This is a genomic window from Ruminococcus sp. zg-924 (genome assembly GCF_024433635.1).
Classification (GTDB): Bacteria; Bacillota; Clostridia; order Oscillospirales; family Acutalibacteraceae; genus UBA7067.
Genome location: NZ_WNJZ01000011.1, coordinates 57516 through 79286 on the forward strand (window position 1 = coordinate 57516; position 21771 = coordinate 79286).

Below are 21771 nucleotides of genomic sequence, written 5' to 3' on the forward strand. Positions count from 1 at the left end.
TCCTAAAATCTTTTTTACATTATATACCAAATACACAAAAAAGTCCATAAAATATATTTATTCGGGCAGACTATTGAGATCATCAAGCCAAAGCTTTACGCTTGCATCACTCGGCATTCTGAAATCACCCCTCGGCGACAAAGTTACTGAGCCCACCTTTGGGCCGTCTGGCAAGCAGCTGCGTTTGAACTGCTGAGCAAAAAATCGTCTTACAAACACCTTAAGCCACGATAAAATAGTTTTATTCTCGTATTCTCCCTTAAATGCAAGCTTCGCTATACGGTAAATTTTTGACGGTGGAAAGGTAAATCTTACGAAATAATAAAGAAAGAAATCGTGAAGCTCATACGGTCCGACAAGCTCCTCTGTCTTTTGCGAAATATCTCCGTTCTTTGGCGGCAAAAGCTCAGGACTTACGGGAGTCGCCAATATATCATTTAGCACCTCGCTCAAAACGCCGGTGCTATTGTCAGCCTCATATTTTGTTATATAGCGCACAAGTGTTTTCGGAATTGAGCTGTTTATGGCATACATAGACATATGGTCCCCGTTATAGGTCGCCCAGCCGAGAGCAAGCTCAGACAAATCGCCTGTACCTATAACAAGGGCGTTATTCTTGTTTGCTATATCCATCAAAACCTGCGTTCTCTCTCTTGCCTGTGAATTCTCATAGGTAACGTCAAGAGTATTCGGGTCTTGCCCTATATCGGCAAAGTGCTGATTTACAGCCTTTGTTATATCAACATCGTAAAATGTTGAACCATACGCCTCGCTGAGCTTTTCGGCATTGCTCTTAGTGCGCTTTGTTGTTCCAAAGCACGGCATTGTAACGGTAATTATATTCTTATGCGGAAGCTTCAGCATATCGAATGCGTGTATGGTTGCAATAAGTGCTAGCGTTGAGTCAAGCCCTCCTGACAGACCGATTACAACATTTTTTATTCCCGTATGCTTAAGCCTTGTTGCAAGACCTGTTGCTTGAAGTGACAAAATCTCGTTGCATCGGCTGTTTACACTGTCCTTTTGTGACGGAACAAACGGGTTTTTGTCGAACTTACGATCAAGCTTTGTATCTGAAATATCAAGGTCAAAATATACCTGCTCGGCAGAACCGTAATCCTCCGTCGGATAGGTTGTCATTCTTCTGCGCTCAGAGTCAAGCTTGAACACGTCAATATCCGCATAGGTTATATTTTCGCAGAACCTCGGCGACTCAGCAAGCACAGTGCCGTTTTCAGCTATGATATTATGTGAAGAATACACCAAATCAGTTGTTGATTCGCCAAATCCGCAGTCCGAGTAAATATAAGCAGAGATAAGCTTTGCTGACTGCATCTGAACAAGGTTTTTTCTGTATTCCTTCTTGCCTACTGTTTCATCGCTTGCCGACGGATTGATTATTATATTTGCGCCTGACATGCAAAGCCCCTCTGACGGCGGAGAAACACACCACAAATCCTCGCAAATTTCGACGCCGATTCTAAGCTGCGGCATAGACTCGCACACGAAAACAGCCTTGGGAAGTATTGCGGTTTCAAAGCCTGCGAAGTTTAAAAGTATTTCATCACCGCCCGCAGTAAAATGACGAAGCTCGTAAAACTCTGAGTAGCTTGGAATATTGATTTTCGGCACAAGTCCCAAAAGCTCACCTTTACAGACAACAGCGGCGCAGTTGTAAAGGCACGAGCGATATCTTACCGGAACACCGAAAACCGAAATGACATTCAACTGCTCGGTTTCCTCTATAATTCTTTTAACACACTGCTCCGCCTTGTCGAGCATAGCCTGCTGTAAAAATAAATCCGAGCAGGTGTACCCTGTTACAGACAGCTCCGGCAATGCGGCAATTACAGCGCCGTTTTGCGCCGCTTTCTTTATGCAGGCTATTATTTCTCCTGCGTTGTATTCACAGTCGGCAACACGCATAGCAGGCGTTATTGCAGCGACCTTAACAAATCCGTCTTTCATTCTCTTTCATCTCCGTTTAATCGTCAATATTTTCCATCTCAGTCGGCGCATCAAACTTATCAGTGCCGACCTCCTCCCTGTGATTGAATACTCTGATTTCAATCGGGTCGTTCAGGTGATCAAATTTCAGCATATATACAGAAGCATACCCCAAAATTGCCCAAAATATAACAACCATAAAGCTTTGTTCAAATAGCAGTGTTTTTTCAAACAGAGAATATATGCAGTATGAAAACAAGAAAGAAAACATACACGGGAATATGGTCTTACGCATATTTTTCTTTTCTATAAACAAGCTTTTTATCATATGCCTTGCAACGTGAAATGCAAAGCCTAAGAAAATTATAAACCCTACAATTCCCGAAGAAACAAGTATTGTAAGATAACCGTTGTGAAGGTCGGAAAAATGAAGTCCGCCCTTTATATACTTTTGCGAATACGGCACCAAATTTGCACTGCCGGTGCCAAATATCGGGTAGTTTGCAAAAAGTGTTGTAGCCTCTACCAGCAGCCTTATTCTGCCGCTGTCTACGTTTTTGTTTATATGTGTAAAAGACACAGGCTCGTCATTTTTCTCATCTATTATCCCCGGTGGAATAGGCTGGGTTATGCTGTTTGGCAACTTTACCTGCGTAAGTGAGGCAAGCTGTGAAACAGAAAAACCTGTTGCGAGCCTTGCACCGTACAGAACAACGCACACAGACAATGAACAGGCTGCAAATTTAAGCACCTTAATACAGAATTGCTTGAAATTAACCTCTGTTCTGCGCTTGAAAACACAGAAGAAAATATATGCGCAGGCGTAAATTACAAGAAAAATAAAGGACGCATTGGAGTCGGACAGAAACAAACAAATCAGGTTGAAAGCCGACACTGTACACAGCAGCCATTTTGGAAATTTTCTGCCCCTTGAACGCTCAATAAACGAAGACTTAGTGAGAAAATGAGTGAAAATAATAGACACCGCTGTCAAAAAGCCGAGAAGGTTTGGGTTTGTAAAAAAGCCGGTAAACCTGTTTTCGTAGATAATAAACAGATAATCCATCCACTTGAAATGAATGTTCATACACACAAGCGGAAATGCGGCAAGATTTAAAATAAATGTTATCGAAACAACAGAAACAGCAAGAATGTATATCTCACGGTATATTCTCTTTTTGTTTTTCTCGGTATGCATACCGTAAAAAACGAAAAAGCATATTGCTATATGCGCCGTCATAAGCATATTTTGCCAAAAATTACTGCTTATGTTGATTAACGCAGTTATCGTAATGCTTGCAAGAAACATCATAAGGTATTTGCCGTACTTGATTTTTAATATTCTTCCGTTTTTTATATAATAGAAAAAAATTATAAGCGCCGCCCAAAACATAAGCACAAACTGAAAAAACACTGCGCCTATTCTTATCACGCATACGTTTGCAAAAAAAAGCGTAAGCAAATATGTTATTCTGAAATTTGAGGGATTGAGAAAAAACTTCTGTATTCCCTTTAATGCTTTACTTAACAAAAAATTACCTCAATTCATTATCAGTCACGCACAACGCCTATGACTGTTTTTATCATAATCTTTATATCTAATAAAACAGAAAATTTCTTAATGTATTCAAGATTAAACTCCATCTTTTTTGGCAGAAGAATATTTATATAATTATCATCTGCATTTCCGGAGGTTAAAAACTTGTTTTCGTCCTTGTAGGTGATACTTGCAAGCGAGGTTATCCCGGCAGGCATCAAAAGCGTTGCGTACATTTCGGGCGTATAAGCCTTAACATACTTTGGGACCTCCGGTCGTGTGCCGACAAAGCTCATCTGACCTAACAGCACATTAAAAAGCTGAGGCAACTCGTCCAGCCGGTATTTTCGTAAAAATCCTCCGCATTTAGTAACCCTTGAATCGTTGTTCACAGTTACCTGAGAAGAATCCTTATCCTGCTTATCAACCATAGTTCGGAATTTAAAGATTTTAAACTCTCTTGCTCCTGTTGTTATTCTAATTTGCTTGAATATAACAGGACCGCTTGACGTTGATTTTACTACAACTGCGATAACCGCCATTGGTATAAGCAAAACTGCAATAAGAATAAGCGAGAGAACAATATCAATAATGCGTTTCAAAAGAAGGCTCACACGCTTTTTTTGCAGTATATTGTAGTATTCCTCAACCTGCGGTGTTTTCATATACAAAGGAAGCCTTTGCCATTTAACCATACACTTTTCTCCTAAAGATGCAGCTACAAGCATCTTAATTCTATTGAATTGATTATACACTATCGCAAAAAATAATTCAATACAACTGACTTGAAAACAATTCGCTTGAATGATAGAATAAAAACAAAGTAGTGCAAAAAAGCGGAGATTAATATGCTATACGATTTTATAAATTTAGACAATTCCTCGCCAATACCGCTGTATAAGCAGCTGTATTCTTCTATTCGCAAGGCTATTGAGAACAACGGTCTTACAAAGGGCGACAAGCTTGTGTCAATCCGTGCGTTATCTAATGCGCTCGGCATAAGCAAGACGACCGTAGAGGCTGCGTACAGCCAGCTATGCGCCGAGGGATACATAAAGAACAGCCCTCAGAGAGGCTTTTTCATACAGGGACAGGTGTTGGCTCTTAAAGAAAAAACAACCGAGAACGGCTCACCGCTGACGAATGCATCAAGCAAATTTATCAAGCATGATTTCAGCAGTAAAAGCGTTACCGTTGACAGCACGGGCATTAAACTATGGCGAAAATATGTTAAGGCTTACCTCAACAAAGACTACATAATTTCCTCCTACGGTGACCCTCAGGGTGAATATAGCCTGCGGCGTGCTCTGAGCTTTTACAGTTACAGCGTCAGGAGTGTTGTTGCAACCGAGGAAGATATTGTAATCGGTGCAGGTACACAATCTCTGCTCTATCTTTTATGCGGTCTGCTCAGAGGCTTCGGCACAAAGATTGCCGTTGAAAATGACGCTTCAAGGCACTTTATCAGGGTGTTCAAAGACTGCGGCTTTGAGATTGTGAAAATCGACAGTGATGACAAAGGCGTGAGTATTGATAAAATCAAAAATGAAAACCCCGACTTCCTGCTGATAAACCCGTCAGGCTCCCTGAAAAGCGGCGACAGGATAAAAATGGAACGCCGCTTTGAGCTTATTGAATGGGCTCATATCAATCATAAATTTATTATTGAGGACGATTATAACGGCGAGCTTGTTTATAACTCACGCTCTGTTCCTGCTTTACAGTGCAGTGATGCAAAGGCGGTTATATATTTAGGCTCGTTTTCAAAGCTTTTGCTTCCGTCTGTTCGTATTGGCTATATGGTGCTGCCTGAGGGGCTTTTAGAGCCGTACAATAAAATAAAACGAGATTTAAACCAGACCGCCTCTAAAATTGAACAGCTTGCTCTTGCCGATTACATCCGTGACGGTCAGCTTGAAAGGCATTTGCGCCGCCTTAAGAAAAGCTACGGTGAGAAAAGCAACGTAATAGAAAGAATACTAAGTAACAGGCTAAAGCCGAGTGAGCAGTATGGAATAAAGCTGTTTGAAACCTCGCTTGCTTATGAGATTACGATTAACTCTCCGCTTGACCTTGACTTGCTGAATAAAAAGCTCAGAGATGAGTCAATAGCGATTATCAGCGCAGAAAACGGAAACGGCAAAACCACTGTAAAAATAGGCTTTTCAGGTATTGAGAAGGACGATATAGAAGCGGCGGCAGATAAGCTGTGCAAAATAATACAAGAATGTAAATAAGCAAAAAACTGACAGCCGCAAGGGTTCATTAAGCCTTTGCCGCTGTCAGTTTTTTCTATTTATTACTTAAGATTATATACACAAGCTCCGGATTGTTATTGAAGCGAAATGGAAAGCTGCTGTTTCCAATTCCTCTGCTGACTGCCATTTTTGTGCCATCCTTTGCAAACACTCCGTTTGTGTATTTTGGAAATACACCCTGGCTCGGTGAAAATAAACCGCCAATATACGGCAGTCTGAACTGTCCGCCATGTGCGTGACCGCTTAGCACAAGGTTAACTCCTGCATCAGCGTAAACATCAAGAAGCTCAGGTCGATGCGATAAGAGAACAGAGTAATTCTGGCTTTTTGCAGAAAGTGAATTAAGCATATCAGTAAATGGCTTTATTTGCTCAGAGCTTACATAGTCGGTATAGAAATATGCATCTCTAACGCCGATTACATTAATTTTGCTGTTGCCTTTCGCAATAGTAACAAGCCTGTCATTAAGAACCTCGGCTCCAAGCTTTTCCGCATTTTCAGAAAGCTTTTGGTACTCAGATATTCTTGCCTCATGGTTGCCGGGTATGTAATACACGGGCGCAATCAGCAAAAGCCTTTTTAAATAGACGAGTGAGATTTCGGCATCAGTTCTGTAATAGTCGAAATAATCGCCTGTCAGCACGATAATATCAGGCTTGCTTTGAAGCAATGCCGAGATAATTTGTTCACGGACAGCCTCTGACCTTGTGTTGTGAAAATCGGATAGCTGTGCTATAAGAAAGCCGTCAAAATCTTTCGGGATTTTTTCGTCAGAGATTATATATTCAGTTTTGTCAAGACTGCTATTTGAGCGATAAATCAGAAAAACGAGCAGTGCAAACAGTATGGAGCAAATTATAATTAATAAAGCTGTAAATTCCATATCAATTTTAATCGTTTATAAAGTCGGTATATTCGGTAATGTGAAGCAATCTTTGAGCGTTTGTTATACTCTCTTTAGTCGGCGCACAAAGCCCTTCAAGAGGGTATTTTATTCCGAGCGCCTCATACTTAAACTCACCCAAATTGTGGTACGGCAAAATTTCTACACGACGGACATTCTTAAGCGTTTTAATAAATTTGTGAAGCTTGTTAAGTGAAAAATCATCGTCATTAATGTCCGGAACAAGCACATGTCTTATCCACATCGGAACATTTTTCTCTGAAAGATATTCAGCTAAATCAAGAATATTCTCGTTGCCAAAGCCTGTTAAAGACTTATGGTCCTTACTGTCGATATGCTTCAGATCCAGCATAAAAAGGTCGGTGTACTGCAAAAGCTCGTTAAACTTTGAGAAAAACGGTTCTTCACGGGTAAAAGGGTTTCCGGCTGTATCTATAACCGTGTTTATTCCCTGCTCCTTGCACTTTTTACAAAGTTCTATAAGGAAATCAATCTGGAGCAGCGGTTCACCGCCGCTGATTGTTATTCCGCCTTTTTCACCCCAATAGGTGCGGTAGCGCAGCGCAGACTTGATAATCTCGTCTGCTGTCACTTCTTTGCCGCCGCTGTTTTTCCATGTGTCAGGGTTGTGGCAGTATTTACAGCGCATATTGCACCCCTGCATAAAGACAATAAAGCGAACTCCCGGTCCGTCAACTGAACCGAAGCTTTCGGTAGAATGAACGTAACCCTTTTTCATTATTTCAAGCCTCCTTAACAAAAACGCCTCTCCCCAGTTATTCTGCGGAGAGGCGGTGAAATTATTAGATTAATTTAATCAGATTACACTGTGGCAGGTTCTTGAAATAACGTCAAGCTGCTGCTCACGGGTAAGGTCGATAAACTTAACAGCGTAGCCTGAAACTCTGATTGTGAAGTTTGCATACTCTTCCTTTTCAGGATGCTCCATAGCGTCGATAAGCTTTTCAGTACCAAACACATTTACATTGAGGTGATGTGCACCCTGGTCGAAGTAGCCGTCCATAATCTGAACCAAGTTGTTAACACGCTCGCCATCTGTGTGACCAAGTGCGTCGGGGTTGATTGTCTGAGTGTTTGAAATACCGTCAAGAGCATACTCATACGGAAGCTTTGCAACAGAGTTGAGTGATGCAAGCAGACCGTTCTTCTCTGCACCGTAGCTTGGGTTTGCGCCCGGAGAAAGTGGCTCGCCGCCCTTTCTGCCGTCAGGAAGTGAACCTGTTGCCTTACCGTAAACAACGTTAGATGTGATAGTAAGGATAGATGTTGTAGCCTCTGAACGACGATAAGTGTGGTGCTTCTTAATCTTTGAAAGGAATGTCTTGAGCAACCAAACCGCAATGTCGTCTGCTCTGTCATCATCGTTACCGTAACGCGGGAAGTCGCCCTGTACGTCATAATCAACAACAATGCCGTCCTCGTCACGTATTGTCTTAACCTTAGCGTATTTAATAGCAGAGATAGAGTCAACAACGTGTGAGAAGCCCGCAATACCTGTTGCAAATGTTCTTCTTACGTTCGTATCAATAAGAGCCATCTCAGCAGCCTCATAATAATACTTGTCGTGCATATAGTGGATGAGGTTCAAAGCGTTTACATAAATGTCTGCGAGCCAATCCATCATTGCGTCATATCTGTCAATAACCTCGTCATAGTCGAGATACTCTGATGTGATTGCACTGTACTTAGGAGCAACCTGAACCTTTGTTACCTCGTCAATACCGCCGTTTATAGCATAGAGCAAGCACTTTGCAAGATTAGCACGAGCACCGAAGAACTGCATCTCTTTACCTGTCTGTGTAGCAGATACGCAGCAGCAGATTGAATAGTCATCACACCAAACAAGGCGCATAACGTCATCGTTTTCGTACTGAACGGAGCTTGTCTTGATTGAAATTAATGAAGCATAATTCTTGAAGTTTTTCGGAAGTCTTGAAGAATACAAAACTGTAAGGTTCGGCTCCGGAGCAGGACCCATATTCTCAAGTGTGTGGAGGAATCTAAAGTCGCTCTTTGTAACCATTGAACGTCCGTCAATGCCAAGACCTGCAACCTCAAGAGTAGCCCATACCGGGTCGCCTGAGAACAGCTCGTTGTATGAAGGAATTCTTGCAAACTTAACCATTCTGAACTTCATAACCATATGGTCAATAAGCTCCTGTGCTTCCTTCTCTGTGAGTGTACCCTCTTCAAGATCACGCTGAATATAAATGTCGAGGAAAGTCGAAATACGTCCAACGCTCATTGCTGCGCCGTTCTGTGTTTTTATTGCTGCAAGATAGCCGAAGTAGAGCCACTGAGCAGCCTCACGGGCATTGTTAGCCGGCTGAGAAATATCATAGCCGTAGATTTCAGCCATCTTCTTCATCTCGCCAAGAGCGTTGTATTGCTCTGTGATTTCCTCTCTTAAGCGGATGATTTCGCCCTTCATTGAGCCTGAACCGCAGGCATTGAAGTCATCTTTCTTCTTCTGCATAAGATAGTCAATGCCGTACAGAGCAACACGGCGGTAGTCGCCCACAATTCTGCCTCTGCCGTAGGTATCCGGAAGACCTGTTATAATCTTGTTATGACGAGCCTTTTTAATTTCCGGTGTGTAAGCGTCAAATACACCCTGGTTGTGAGTTTTGTGGTACTGAGTAAAGATTTTGTGAAGCTCAGGGTTTGGTGTGTAGCCGTGAGTTTTAAGAGCTTCTTCAGCCATCTTGATTCCGCCAAACGGCATAAATGCACGCTTAAGCGGCTTATCTGTCTGCAAGCCTACAACCTTTTCCAAATCCTTATACTGCTCGCTGATATATCCCGGTCCGTGTGATGTAAGAGTTGAAACAATGTCGGTGTCCATGTCAAGAACGCCGCCCTTTGCTCTTTCTTCTTTCTGGAGCTTCTGAAGTTCACCCCAAAGAATATTAGTAGCCTCTGTCGGGCCCTCTAAAAAAGATTCGTCACCGTCATAAACTGTGTAGTTGTTCTGGATAAAATCTCTCGTATCAATTTCTTCCTGCCAGCGTCTGCCTTTAAAGCCTCTCCACTGAACTTTCTGTTCCATTCAACAGTCCTCCTATTATAGAATAATGATAGAATAAAAAATATATAATCTTCATTGAGATTATGTCGAAATGTTAAAAACAGGAAAAAGAGCGTGAAAGGCAAAAGCGAAAAAAGGTGAACTAAAAAAATAATCATCCACAATTTTTTTGTCTAATTCTCACAACTACATATTGTATCATTTTTTAACAAAACCAAATAATAACACAATATATGCTCTGTCGTCCCTGTTGCATAAACAGTATATAACAAACGCAAAAAAAAATCAACATATATTTTCACAAAACTAAAAAAATAAGCGGTGAAAAAATCACCGCTTAAGTTAATTATTCCTTGTTATCCTCTTCGGGTTCGTCATCCGGCAAATCAGCCTCAACGAAGGTACCCTGCATAACCTGCTCAAATGTTTCGCCGTCCATCTTTTCGTGCTTGAGAAGATACTTTGCAACCTCGTGCAGCTTATCCATATATTTATTGAGAATCTCCTCAGCTTGGCTGTAGCCTTGCTTAACAATGCTCAATACCTCGTCGTCAATAATAGCCGCTGTGCGCTCGGAGAAATCTCTGCCATGACCCATATCTCTGCCGAGGAACACCTCGCTGCTGCCTGAGGTATAGTTGATAGGACCGAGCTTTTCGCTCATACCGTATCTTGTAACCATGTCACGGGCTGTCTTTGTTGCCTTTTCAATATCGTTAGACGCACCTGTCGAAATATCGTCAAGCACAAGAGCCTCAGCAACACGTCCGCCAAGACAAACAACAATATCCTCTTCCATTTCCTGTTTTGAACGGTAGGACTTATCCTCGCTCGGAAGCGGCATTGTGTAACCACCTGCCATACCTCTCGGAACGATTGAAATCTGATGAACAGGATCCTGTGTATCACAGGCATAGAAGGTAAGAGCGTGACCTGCCTCGTGGTATGCTGTAAGAAGTTTTTCCTTGTCGCTCATAACCTTTGACTTCTTTTCAGCGCCGACAACAACCTTAATTGTTGCCTCCTCAATCTCCTCCATTGTAATTGCTTTTCTGCCCTTACGAGCCGCCAAAAGTGCCGCCTCGTTCAGGAGATTTTCAAGGTCTGCGCCGGTAAAACCTGCTGTTGATTTTGCAATAACAGAAAGCTTAACGTCAGGCGCAAGAGGTTTCTTTCTTGCATGAACCTTGAGTATAGCCTCTCTGCCCTTAACATCAGGGTAACCTACAACAACCTGCCTGTCGAATCTGCCCGGTCGCATAAGAGCCGGGTCCAGAATGTCCGGTCTGTTGGTTGCCGCAATTATTATGATACCCTCGTTTACGCCAAAGCCGTCCATCTCAACAAGGAGCTGGTTAAGGGTTTGCTCTCTTTCATCGTGACCGCCGCCGAGTCCTGTGCCTCTCTGCCTGCCGACAGCATCAATTTCATCAATAAAGATAATGCAGGGCGAGTTTTTCTTTGCCTGGTCGAACAAATCTCTTACTCTTGACGCACCAACGCCGACAAACATTTCTACGAAGTCTGAACCTGACATTGAGAAGAACGGTACTCCTGCTTCACCTGCAACTGCTCTTGCAAGGAGGGTCTTACCTGTTCCCGGAGGGCCAACAAGAAGCACACCCTTAGGAATCTTTGCGCCAAGCTCATTGAACTTTTTAGGCTCCTTAAGGAACTCAACAATTTCCTCAAGCTCCGCCTTTTCCTCATCTGCACCTGCTACATCCTCAAAAGTAGCCTTGTGCTTTTCTTCGTTCATATTTTTTATTTTCGTCTTGCCGAAGCCGCCGGGCTTAGACGGGTCGCCGCCCATACCGCCGGACATTTTTTTCATAATATAAATGTAGAAAACAACTAAAAGAACCAGCATAAGCATGCTTGGGAGCATACTTAAAATCCATGAATTGTCGCTTGACTTACTGTAATCGTATACAATCGGGTTGTCCTTGTTTTCCTCGTTGTATTCCTGTACATAACCCTTGATATCCTCATAGATAAGGCTTGCGCTCGGAGCGGTATATTCAATTTTTATACCCTTGTCATCTGAGGTCGGCTTTGGAGTTTTAGGAGCCTTGTCGGGGTCGTCCGGCTCTATTGTTTCGCCGGGTTTAAGAGTAATCTCCATCTTGCCGCTGCCCAAATCGAGTTTATATTCCTCAACCTTGTTTTCGGCAAACAGAGCTACAATGTCGGAATATTTATAGGAATAGTTTGGTTTTAACTGAAAAATAGCCACAGCAACCAAAATAACCGCTATACATATTCCTATACCGAGAATTATATTTCTGGTATTTTTTTTGTTATCCATTCTTACACCTCTTTGTTTTCATATTGATATTCTTTCAATATTTTTATCCATTATTTTTACTTTCGGAAGATTGATTAAAAGTAATAGTCAATATTTTTTCCGTATCGGAGGTTATCCTTGCTTTTCGAGACACGCCAAAGCCCTCAAGCCATAATATTTCATTATCCTGCGCTATGAGCATAAGCTTATCTCTTTTCTCTGAAATAACCTTTTCATCAATGAGAAACTTCTTAAGAGTCTTTGTCCATCCCCTGTTTTTCGGAGAAAATATATCGCCTGTCCGGCGAGTTCTCATTACCGTAACATCGTTAATTATATCATAGTCAATTGCATTTTTAAATAACAAATTGTTAAATTTTGCGTTATTGTTAAATTCTTTTTTTGTCAGCACATTAAATTCAACCGTTCTGCCCTGTATATGTGCTTTTACACCGTCTGAAACAACAATCGGATTTATGTCAGATTTATTAGATTTAGGGGTTATTTTGTATAGTCTGAAAACTCCGCTGTTTGCATCGGCGCAAACGCCGTTTTTTATGTTCACCCTTGAAGCAGCTGTTATCGCAGAGCAGACCGCCGTTACTGTTTCACGGTCGGGTTTAATATCAAAATTTCTTGACAGCAGAATAATAACTGCTCTTGAAAGCACCGAAATATTGAGATTTTGAAGTCTTTTCAGGTCATAACCGTCTGTGATTTTTGCATTTTTAAGCGCCTCATCTGCAAGGTTATAAAGAAAGGTATCATCATTTTTCAGCATTTCTCCGCTGCGTGTTATACACTGCTCAATAGATGGATTTATCTGCTTCAGTACAGGCAGCACGCCGTGGCGGATTTTATTTCGTGTGTAATCGTCTGTGAGATTTGTGCTGTCGGTAACATATTCAAGGCTGTAACTGCGGCAGTAACGCTCAATTTCATCTCTGTTGCACCTAATAAGCGGTCTAATAATATACTCCCTTTTCGGCGGTATTCCACACAAGCCCTTTAATGCGCTTCCTCTGGCAAGATTATAAATCACCGTTTCAGCGTTATCGTTTGCGTTATGAGCCGTAGCGATAACTGCGCTGTGCTTTTCCGAAAGAGTTTTAAAATACTCATACCTTACCCGCCTTGCAGTTTCCTCTGTCCCCGTTTTATATTCCTTTGATAGCTTTGGAATATCGACATCGAGCAGTTCAAACTCTATGCCGAGCCTATTGCAGAAATTCATTACAAAAAGCTCGTCACGCTTAGCCTCGTCACCTCTGATATTATGGTTTACGTGTGCGGCGATAAGCCTGTTTATGCCAAGTTCTGTTTTATTCTCAAAAAGAAAATGAAGCAGACACATTGAATCTGCTCCACCTGAAACGGCGACAACAATATTACTGCTGCCGCCAATCATATTATAGTCTTTGATAGTGTCAAAAATTTTATTCCTCACGATGAACCTCCGGAGAAGTGAATCGCATAAATTCACCCTGCCAGTGAAGCTTTATGCTGCCTGTTTCGCCGTGTCTGTTCTTTGCAACAAGACATTCGCCGCTGTTCTGGTCGCTCTTAGCGTCATCATCGTCGCCCGCCTTGTCATAGTAGCCCTCACGGTACAGAAACAGCACTATATCGGCGTCTTGCTCGATAGAACCAGAGTCACGCAGGTCTGAAAGCTGAGGTCTATGGTCGGCTCTTTTTTCGCTTTCACGTGAAAGCTGGGAAAGCGTTATGACAGGCACGTTTATTTCTTTTGCCATAATTTTCAGATTTCTTGTTATCTCGGAAATCTCCTGCACACGGTTGTCTGTTCGTCTTGCACCGCTCATAAGCTGTAAATAGTCGATAATAACAAGGTCAACGTTCTTAAGCCTTCTAAGCTTTGCCTTCATAGCCGGAACGGTTAGACCCGGCGTATCGTCAAGGTACATTTCGGTTGAGCCTAAAACATCTGATGCAGGAATCAGCCTGTCCCACTCATCGTCAGAAAGCTTACCTGTTCTCAGCGTTGTACCGCTAATAAGCGCCTCAGAAGACAGCAAACGAGAGGCAAGCTGCTCTCTTGACATTTCAAGCGAGAAGAACACAACCCTCTTTTTGCTCTTAACGGCAGCGTGCTTTGCAATATTAAGCGCAAAGCTCGTTTTACCCATACCCGGTCGTGCCGCAAGAAGAATAAGGTCACTTCTGTTAAGACCGGTTATTGTTCTGTCCAAATCACCAATACCGGTTGAAATAGGCTTAGCCAAATCGCTTTCGGGCGAATTGAGCATATCAAGGCGATCCATTGTTTCCAGAATAACAGCACTGAGCTTTTTAAGGCCCTTGACCTCGTTTTTGTTTCTTATGTCATAAATTTTCTGTTCTGCGCTGTCAAGCAGCTTATCCGAGGAAAGCTCGCCCGATGAGGACTCCTCCTGAATTTCACGGGCTGCATAAATAAGAGAACGAACCTCGTATTTTTCCTTGATAATATCTGCGTATGCGCTTACATTTGAAACAGACGGAACAATTTCTGCAAGCTGCATAAGATATGATTTAGCCGACGCTTCATCAAAGCCGCTTTGCGTTTTGATTGCATTAAGTACCGTAACATAGTCTGAACGCTTGCCTGCGGCAAAATTTTCGAGCATTATGCTGTAAATTATTCTGTGATTTTCAATGTAAAAATAATCCGGTTCCGGCAGGATTTCCGCTATGGTATCCATACAGCTGTTATCAATAAGCACAGCGCCCAAAACAGACTGCTCCGCCTCGGTGCTATACGGCAATGAAAAGCTGTCAACTCCGCCTGTAAACTCCGCCATTGTGATACTCCTTAATTATTCTTCCGCTACCTTAACTTTAATGTTTGCAACTATGCCCTGATAGAGCTTAACCTCGCAGTTGTAGGTGCCAAAGGCTTTGATTTCGCCGTCAATTGTGATTTTTCTCTTATCAACGTCAATGGCAAACTGCTTTTTAATCTCTGCACTTATCTCCTTTGAGGTTACTGAGCCGAAAAGCTTGCCGTTTTTGCCGGCCTTTGCTGACAGTTCAACTACCTTGCCCTCAAGCGTTTCTTTTGATTTATTTGCATTTGCTGTGTCGGTTTCAATCTTATAGCGGCGTGAATTCTCAGCGTTCTTCACCTCGTTTAGAGCCTGAGCATTTGCCTCCTTTGCAAGCTTTCTCGGAAGCAAAAAGTTTCTTGCGTAGCCGTCTGATACGTTCACAAGCTCGCCCTTCTTACCACTGCCCTTTACATCCTGTAATAATACTACCTTCATCTTTCTTCCTCCTTGACTTTCTTTATATCAATTTTACTTATTATATCAACAAGCTTTTCTCTTGCCTCGCTCATTTTTGAATTTTTAATCTGAGCCCCTGCCATTGTCATATGGCCTCCGCCGCCCATTTGCTCCATAATAAGCTGAACATTCATATCTCCGAGTGAACGTGCTGAAATACAGATTTCATCACCGTTTTGATATAAAACAAACGACGCCACAACATCGTGCAGACTTAAAAGCTCATCTGCTGCCTGTGCCGCTGTTACCCTGACATCTCCACCTAAATCGTCTGCGCAGGCTATGGCACAGCTGTTGTAAATTTCAGACTGCGACACAATCTGATACTTTGTTTTGTATGAATCTATTGAATTTGAAAACAGACGTTTTACCTCAACGGTATCAGCTCCGCACTGGCGCAGATATGCTGCCGCCTCAAAGGTTCTTACTCCGGTTTTCAAAACAAAGTTCTTTGTATCAAGCATAATTCCCGCCAGAAGCGCATCAGCCTCAAGCCGTGTGAGAATATTCTCGCCCATATACTGAATAAGCTCGGTTGCCATTTCAGACGCAGATGATGCGAATGGCTCGTGGAAAAACACCAGCGAATTGTCTATATGATTAACCATCATTCTGTGGTGGTCGATTACAACTATCTTTTTACACTTTTCATAAAGCTCAACGCTTTCAAGGAAGGTTGGCGAATGTGTGTCCACAATAATCAAAAGGGTTTTGTCGCTTGCAGACATCAATGCCTCGTCAGGCTCCATAAACATATTGCTGTTACCTGCGCTTTTCATACTCTCGATAATTTGCGTTGCAACTGACTGCCTTTGGTTAACAACAATGTGAGCAGGCTTTTTCTGCGTTTTCGTTACTGCACTCCATATACCGACAGCCGCACCGATACAGTCGAGATCAGAATTAGCATGACCCATTATAAGCACATTCTCGCAAGCCTTAATGTGGTCTATAAGCGTTCCTGCAATAACTCTTGCTCTTACCTTATCAAGCTTTGCATAGCCGCTTGTGCCGCCACCAAAGAAACGGTAGGATTCTCCTGTTTTTACAGCTGCCTGATCTCCGCCTCTTCCCAAAGCCATTTCGAGAGCCTTTCTTGCCTGAATTTCGTTTTCACGGTAGCCGTTGCTGCCTCTGCCAACGCCGATTGAAACGGTAGCCTCCTTGCCGCCGGGAAAACTTAACGCCTTTATCTCCTCAAGGATAGAAAATTTATCCTCAAGCAAATCACGGTAGTTCCTTTCCTCCATTAAAACAAGGTATTTGCTTCCTTCAATCTTTTTATACATAGCCTTGTTTTTCATCGCCCACTTCTGGAGCGTATTTTCAACAATAACCACAGCGTGAGCAAGCTGCTCATCATCATAATCTCTTTCAAATTCCTCTCTGTTGTCAAAGGTGAGAATTGCAATAACAGGTCTTGTATCTGCGTATTCCTGCGCCATCTTTTTGTAATTTGTATCATCAATAAAATATAAAACAGCGCCGTCAGATATTTCATTGGCTATAACGGTATATCTCCTCTCACCATAAGAAACATTTGACGAATCAGCCGCCACAAGTCGCTCAACGGACAGACCGGAGGTGTACTGTGTTATAAAATCGCCGACAGCCTCTCTGCCCTGACAGATATTTTTTTTAAAATACTTGTTGTACCAAACAACGTCGCCCTTCTCGCCTGCAACAACAACAGGTATAGAAAACTTGTCAAGATATGTTACATTAACACCTTTAAGGCTTTTTGCGCTGCTTTTTACAACCGCCTTGATATAGCTTTGAAAGAATTTTCCTGTTAAAAATACAACTATAATTGAAACAATCGCTATGCTCATCTCAATAGCGAATATGTAAATATTCCACCGGTAGGAGAAGGCTGCCATCAGCATAATGGCAACGGAAAACACAAGAAAAAACGGTGTAAGCGTCCATGATCTCTTTTTCATAATTTTCTCCTCCGGGGGTATAAAACATTAGACTTCCATAATAATCGGAAGTATCATCGGTGTACGGCGTGTCTTGCTGTAAATCAAGCGTGATACATCCTCTTTGATTTTATTCTTAATAACATTCCATTCGTGAACATTGTCATAAGCACAATCTTCAAGAACGTTTGTAGCTGTTTTCTTTATTTCCTCAATGAGCATTTCGGACTCTCTAACATATACAAAGCCTCTTGAAACAATGTCGGGACCCGATATTATATGACCGTCGTATGAATCAAGCGAGGCAACAACTATAATTAAGCCGTCCTGTCCCAAGTGCTTGCGGTCACGCAAAACTATGCTTCCGACATCGCCTACGCCAAGACCGTCAACAAACACCTTGCCCGCCTTGACGGATTCAAGCTGCTTGATATAGCCCTCGTTAAGCTCAACAACATTGCCTATATCGCCGATAAATACATTTTTATGATCCATTCCCATCTGATATGCAAGCTCAGCGTGCTTACGCAGATGCTTCTGCTCTCCGTGAACGGGAATAAAATACTTCGGCTTTACTATACCGTGCAGGATTTTAAGCTCCTCCTGACAAGCGTGACCCGAAACGTGAACCTCATACATAGATTCGTGAATAACCTGACAGCCACGCTTTAACAGCTCGTCAACTACTGCGCCGACTGTTTTTTCGTTACCCGGAATTGGGTTAGCCGAAATAATTATAAAGTCACCGGGGCCAACCTCAACCTTTCTGTGGTCGGAATAAGCCATTCGGTAGAGAGCCGACATAGGCTCGCCCTGACTGCCCGTTGTAACAAGCACTATCTTCTCGGCAGGGTATTTATTGAGCAAATCTATATCAATTATAACGCCATCCGGAACCTCAAGATAACCAAGCTCCATTGCGACAGTCATATAGTTTATCATACTTCTGCCCGAAAATGCTACTTTTCTGCCGTACTTTTGGGCACAGTTGATAATCTGCTGAACTCTGTTAATGTTTGAGGCAAAGGTCGCTATGATAATTCTTTGGTCTTCCGCCTGCTTGAAAAGGCTGTCAAAAGAAGCACTAACCCTCTGCTCCGTCATAGTATAGCCGGGTCTTTCGGCATTTGTTGAATCTGCAAGCAGAGCAAGAACACCCTCATTGCCAAGCTGTGCAAAACGGGCAAGGTCAATCATCTGCCCTGCTATCGGAGTGCAGTCAATTTTGAAGTCGCCCGTGTGAACAACCGTACCAGCCGGCGAGTGAATAGCAATGCCGACAGCATCCGGAATTGAGTGGTTCACCCTGATAAATTCAGCAGTCATACAGCCAAGCTTTACCATATCGCCCGCCTTAACCTCGTTAAGCTTTGTCTTGTATAGTACATTATGCTCTTTAAGTTTGTTTTCAATTAAGCCGATTGACAGAGCTGTGGCGTAAATTGGCAGGCTTACCTTTTTAAGAAGAAACGGCAGTCCGCCGATATGATCCTCATGTGCATGAGTAATTACAATGCCCTTGATTTTGTCGATATTCTCCTCGACATATGAAAAATCCGGCAATACAAGGTCAACGCCGAGCATTTCGCCGTCCGGAAAAGCCATTCCGCAGTCGAGCAACAGCATATCATCGTTACACTCAAACAGCGTTATATTCTTTCCGATTTCATTAAGTCCACCCAAAAATGCGATTTTAATTGACGGCTTTACAACCTTTTTGGTTTTATTGCCGGAGTATGGCTTTTTTGCGGTCGAGTAAGTTTTCTTTGTTCTTTTCACACCCTGCCTTGTACTCTTAGCAGACGCAGCGCTCTTTGGACTCTTTGTACTTTTTGCATTGTTATTTGAAGCCGCACTTTTGTCAATACGGCTCGGTCCGCTTTTAACCTTTTGGTAATAACCTTTTTTACTGTTTTGAGCGCTTACAGCCTTGTCATAAAAAAATTCATCCGATACTCTTTTCTTATTGCTAAATTCTGATATCACAAATAAACCTCCGTTAAAAATATGTAGTTGTATCTGTCGCTTGAATAATTATCCTGTTTAATTTATCCTGTTTAATGGAATTCACAGAGAAAATCACGTTGATTTTGAGTGTTGCAAACGGTGCCCCATACACTATTCTGTGAAAAAATTGAAATACTAAATTACAAATAACCAGAGTAATCCGAACACATACTTTGGATTAATTCTATAACTTTTAAGTCGATATGTCAAGGCTGCAAAGTTTATTACGCTTATAACGGCACAGCTCACTATTTATAATTTGTCATCTTAGAGGGAAATATAACCTTGATTGTGAGTACATTTAGTATATCTTTACTCTTTGTATATTTTTTCCTTTTTTGTTTACAAATAAATTATTCTTATCAGAATTGTAGGTATTGTTAATTTCCAAAAACTGTGCTATAATAAGTCTGATTTCGGATTTGGAGGAATTCTGTTGAAGGATGTTTTTATTTTTACCGACGGCGCTTGTTCAGGAAACCCCGGCCCCGGAGGTTGGGGAGCTATACTGAAATATAAATCCGTAGAAAAGGAAATATCCGGCGGTGAACGGGAAACTACTAACAACAGAATGGAGCTTACAGCCGCCATTGAAGCGCTCAAGCTGCTCAAGGAAAGGTGCAATGTCACGCTTTATTCCGATTCGCAATATGTTTGCAACGGACTAAAGCTCGGCTGGGCAAAAAAATGGCGAGCAAACGGTTGGATGCGCAACAAAAAAGAGCCTGCACTGAACCCTGAACTGTGGAAAGAACTTTTAGAGCTTTACGAGTACCACAATGTTGAGATTGTTTGGGTAAAGGGTCACGCAGGTCACCCCGAAAACGAACGCTGCGACCGTCTTGCAGTGGCTGAGTCCGAAAAATTTAAATAACAACAGGAAAGGACAATATAAAGTGGATAAGAAAAGAATCTACGCTGACAACGCAGCGACAACAAAATTATCTCCCGCTGTTTTGCAGGATATGATGCCTTACCTTACCGATGTATACGGCAATCCGTCAAGCCTTTATTCTGTCGGCGCACAGGCAAAAAAGGCTGTTGAGCTTGCAAGAGAGGATATTGCAAATGTGTTGGGCGCAGCTCCTACTGAAATATTCTTCACAAGCGGCGGCAGTGAGGCTGACAACTGGGCGATAAAGGGAATTGCCGAGTCTATGGCAAAAAAGGGCAAGAAACACATTATCTCAAGCAAATTTGAACATCACGCTGTGCTTCATTCGCTTGACGCACTCGCAAAGAAAGGCTTTGAGATAACATTGCTTGACGTACACGAAAACGGTATTGTTCGCCCCGAAGAGCTTGAAGCAGCTATTCGTGAGGACACAGCTCTTGTAACAATAATGTACGCAAACAATGAAATCGGCACAATTCAGCCGATAAAGGAAATCGGTGCAATCTGCAAGAAACACGGCGTTGTGTTCCATACCGACGCTGTTCAGGCTGTCGGCAATGTTGATATTAATGTTAAGGAGCAGAATATTGACCTTCTGTCGCTTACAGGACACAAGTTTCACGGTCCCAAGGGCTGCGGCGCTTTGTATGTAAGAAAGGGACTTCGCCCCGAAATTCTGATTGACGGCGGCGCTCAGGAGCGTGGCAGACGAGCAGGAACGGAAAACGTAGCCGGCATTGTCGGCCTTGCGTCTGCATTAAAGCTCGCTGTTTCCACAATGGATGAGCGAAACAAAAGACTCACTGAGCTTCGTGATTATTTGATTGACGATTTGCTCAAGATAGAGCGTTCACGCATTAACGGCGACAGGGTTCAACGTCTGCCCGGTAATATTAATATGTGCTTTGAGGGCATTGAGGGCGAATCGCTGCTTCTTATGCTCGATTTAAACGGTGTTTGTGCATCGTCCGGCTCAGCCTGCACCTCAGGTTCACTTGACCCCAGCCACGTCCTTCTTTCTATCGGTTTGCCACATGAGATTGCTCACGGATCTCTCAGACTTTCGTTCAGCGACGATACAACCAAAGAGGACGTTGAATATATTGCAAAGTGTATTCCCCCAATTATCGACAGACTTCGTGCTATGTCGCCTTTGTGGGAGCATATAAAGGAAAATGAAAAGAAAGGGATTGTTTGATTATGGCATACAGCGAAAAGGTTATGGACCATTTTGCCAACCCAAGAAATGTCGGCGAAATTGAAAATGCAGACGGAATCGGCGAGGTTGGAAATTCAAAATGCGGCGATATTATGAAAATGTACATTAAGGTCGACAACGGCGTTATTTCCGACGTTAAGTTCAAGACCTTCGGTTGCGGCGCTGCTATTGCAACAAGCTCAATGGCAACCGAGCTTATCAAGGGCAAGACTATTGAGGAGGCTCTTAAACTGACAAACAAGGCTGTTATGGAGGCTCTGGACGGGTTGCCGCCGGTTAAGGTTCACTGCAGTGTGCTTGCAGAGCAGGCTATTAAGGCAGCTTTGTCCGACTATTACACAAGACTCGGAGTAGACCCTGAGCCGATAGTCGGCAAGATTGAGGAATGTAACCACGAGGAAGGCTGCGCCTGCGAGCTTTAATTCAATATAAACAGAAAGACTGTATCAAAATCACGGTTGA

Annotated in this window: 16 protein-coding genes; 4 read left to right on the top strand and 12 right to left on the bottom strand. The window is 42.6% G+C overall.

All coding sequences use genetic code 11. The features are described 5' to 3' along the window. Positions 1–57: 57 nt before the first annotated feature. From GMA13_RS06580 to GMA13_RS06590, 3 genes are read right to left on the bottom strand one after another with little or no spacing between them, the layout of a single operon-like run. Positions 58–1968 carry an NAD(+) synthase gene (locus tag GMA13_RS06580; protein ID WP_255883302.1) on the bottom strand — a complete coding sequence of 637 codons (1911 nt, stop codon included), beginning with the start codon at positions 1966–1968 and terminating at the stop codon, positions 58–60. Between the two features lie 16 nt (positions 1969–1984). Further along, positions 1985–3478 (bottom strand): O-antigen ligase, encoded by a 1494-nt coding sequence (locus tag GMA13_RS06585; protein ID WP_255883304.1) that lies wholly within the window; start codon positions 3476–3478, stop codon positions 1985–1987. Positions 3479–3498: 20 nt separating this feature from the next. After that, on the bottom strand, positions 3499–4179 hold the full coding sequence (locus tag GMA13_RS06590; protein ID WP_255883305.1) for a sugar transferase: 681 nt from the start codon (positions 4177–4179) through the stop codon (positions 3499–3501). A 153-nt stretch (positions 4180–4332) separates the two neighbouring features. Here GMA13_RS06590 and GMA13_RS06595 point away from each other — a divergent pair, with 153 nt between their 5' ends. Continuing rightward, positions 4333–5721, top strand: a complete 1389-nt coding sequence (locus GMA13_RS06595) for a PLP-dependent aminotransferase family protein (RefSeq protein WP_255883306.1) — start codon at positions 4333–4335, stop codon at positions 5719–5721. 55 nt (positions 5722–5776) lie between these two features. Here GMA13_RS06595 and GMA13_RS06600 read toward each other — a convergent pair whose 3' ends face one another. From GMA13_RS06600 to GMA13_RS06640, 9 genes are all read right to left on the bottom strand, one after another. Beyond that, the gene (locus GMA13_RS06600) at positions 5777–6625 is read right to left on the bottom strand and encodes a metallophosphoesterase (protein WP_255883307.1); all 849 of its coding nucleotides are present in this window, start codon (positions 6623–6625) and stop codon (positions 5777–5779) included. 7 nt (positions 6626–6632) lie between these two features. Continuing rightward, entirely contained in the window at positions 6633–7385 is a 753-nt protein-coding gene (gene pflA / locus GMA13_RS06605) for a pyruvate formate-lyase-activating protein (RefSeq protein ID WP_255883308.1), read from the bottom strand. A gap of 78 nt (positions 7386–7463) precedes the next feature. Beyond that, on the bottom strand, positions 7464–9716 hold the full coding sequence (gene pflB / locus GMA13_RS06610) for a formate C-acetyltransferase (RefSeq protein ID WP_255883309.1): 2253 nt from the start codon (positions 9714–9716) through the stop codon (positions 7464–7466). Positions 9717–10041: 325 nt separating this feature from the next. Then, on the bottom strand, positions 10042–12003 hold the full coding sequence (gene ftsH, locus GMA13_RS06615; protein WP_255883310.1) for an ATP-dependent zinc metalloprotease FtsH: 1962 nt from the start codon (positions 12001–12003) through the stop codon (positions 10042–10044). Positions 12004–12046: 43 nt separating this feature from the next. Continuing rightward, on the bottom strand, positions 12047–13429 hold the full coding sequence (tilS, locus tag GMA13_RS06620; protein WP_255883311.1) for a tRNA lysidine(34) synthetase TilS: 1383 nt from the start codon (positions 13427–13429) through the stop codon (positions 12047–12049). After that, positions 13419–14783, bottom strand: coding sequence for a replicative DNA helicase (dnaB, locus tag GMA13_RS06625; protein ID WP_255883312.1), 1365 nt, complete (start codon positions 14781–14783; stop codon positions 13419–13421). Before dnaB ends, tilS begins: the two co-directional genes overlap by 11 nt. Before the next feature lie 15 nt (positions 14784–14798). Further along, a complete protein-coding gene (rplI, locus tag GMA13_RS06630) occupies positions 14799–15245 on the bottom strand; it encodes a 50S ribosomal protein L9 (protein WP_255883313.1) in 447 nt (148 codons plus the stop codon). Continuing rightward, entirely contained in the window at positions 15242–17209 is a 1968-nt protein-coding gene (locus tag GMA13_RS06635; RefSeq protein ID WP_255883314.1) for a DHH family phosphoesterase, read from the bottom strand. Before GMA13_RS06635 ends, rplI begins: the two co-directional genes overlap by 4 nt. Positions 17210–17236: 27 nt before the next feature. Next, entirely contained in the window at positions 17237–19174 is a 1938-nt protein-coding gene (locus GMA13_RS06640; RefSeq protein WP_255883316.1) for a ribonuclease J, read from the bottom strand. Between the two features lie 457 nt (positions 19175–19631). On the opposite strand from GMA13_RS06640, the gene rnhA reads away from it, so the two are divergent. From rnhA to nifU, 3 genes are read left to right on the top strand one after another with little or no spacing between them, the layout of a single operon-like run. Then, on the top strand, positions 19632–20069 hold the full coding sequence (gene rnhA / locus GMA13_RS06645; protein WP_255883317.1) for a ribonuclease HI: 438 nt from the start codon (positions 19632–19634) through the stop codon (positions 20067–20069). A gap of 22 nt (positions 20070–20091) precedes the next feature. Further along, positions 20092–21288, top strand: coding sequence for a cysteine desulfurase NifS (nifS, locus tag GMA13_RS06650; RefSeq protein WP_255883318.1), 1197 nt, complete (start codon positions 20092–20094; stop codon positions 21286–21288). Between the two features lie 2 nt (positions 21289–21290). Continuing rightward, positions 21291–21731 carry a Fe-S cluster assembly scaffold protein NifU gene (gene nifU, locus GMA13_RS06655; protein ID WP_255883319.1) on the top strand — a complete coding sequence of 147 codons (441 nt, stop codon included), beginning with the start codon at positions 21291–21293 and terminating at the stop codon, positions 21729–21731. Positions 21732–21771: the final 40 nt, after the last annotated feature.

Excerpts from the sequence above, each read along its gene's own strand:
- rplI (WP_255883313.1), bottom strand. The coding sequence starts at position 15,245 with ATGAAGGTAGTATTATTACAGGATGTAAAGGGCAGTGGTAAGAAGGGC.
- GMA13_RS06635 (WP_255883314.1), bottom strand. The coding sequence starts at position 17,209 with ATGAAAAAGAGATCATGGACGCTTACACCGTTTTTTCTTGTGTTTTCC.
- pflB (WP_255883309.1), bottom strand. The coding sequence starts at position 9,716 with ATGGAACAGAAAGTTCAGTGGAGAGGCTTTAAAGGCAGACGCTGGCAG.
- dnaB (WP_255883312.1), bottom strand. The coding sequence starts at position 14,783 with ATGGCGGAGTTTACAGGCGGAGTTGACAGCTTTTCATTGCCGTATAGC.
- ftsH (WP_255883310.1), bottom strand. The coding sequence starts at position 12,003 with ATGGATAACAAAAAAAATACCAGAAATATAATTCTCGGTATAGGAATA.
- GMA13_RS06590 (WP_255883305.1), bottom strand. The coding sequence starts at position 4,179 with ATGGTTAAATGGCAAAGGCTTCCTTTGTATATGAAAACACCGCAGGTT.
- GMA13_RS06600 (WP_255883307.1), bottom strand. The coding sequence starts at position 6,625 with ATGGAATTTACAGCTTTATTAATTATAATTTGCTCCATACTGTTTGCA.
- GMA13_RS06595 (WP_255883306.1), top strand. The coding sequence starts at position 4,333 with ATGCTATACGATTTTATAAATTTAGACAATTCCTCGCCAATACCGCTG.
- nifU (WP_255883319.1), top strand. The coding sequence starts at position 21,291 with ATGGCATACAGCGAAAAGGTTATGGACCATTTTGCCAACCCAAGAAAT.
- GMA13_RS06580 (WP_255883302.1), bottom strand. The coding sequence starts at position 1,968 with ATGAAAGACGGATTTGTTAAGGTCGCTGCAATAACGCCTGCTATGCGT.
- pflA (WP_255883308.1), bottom strand. The coding sequence starts at position 7,385 with ATGAAAAAGGGTTACGTTCATTCTACCGAAAGCTTCGGTTCAGTTGAC.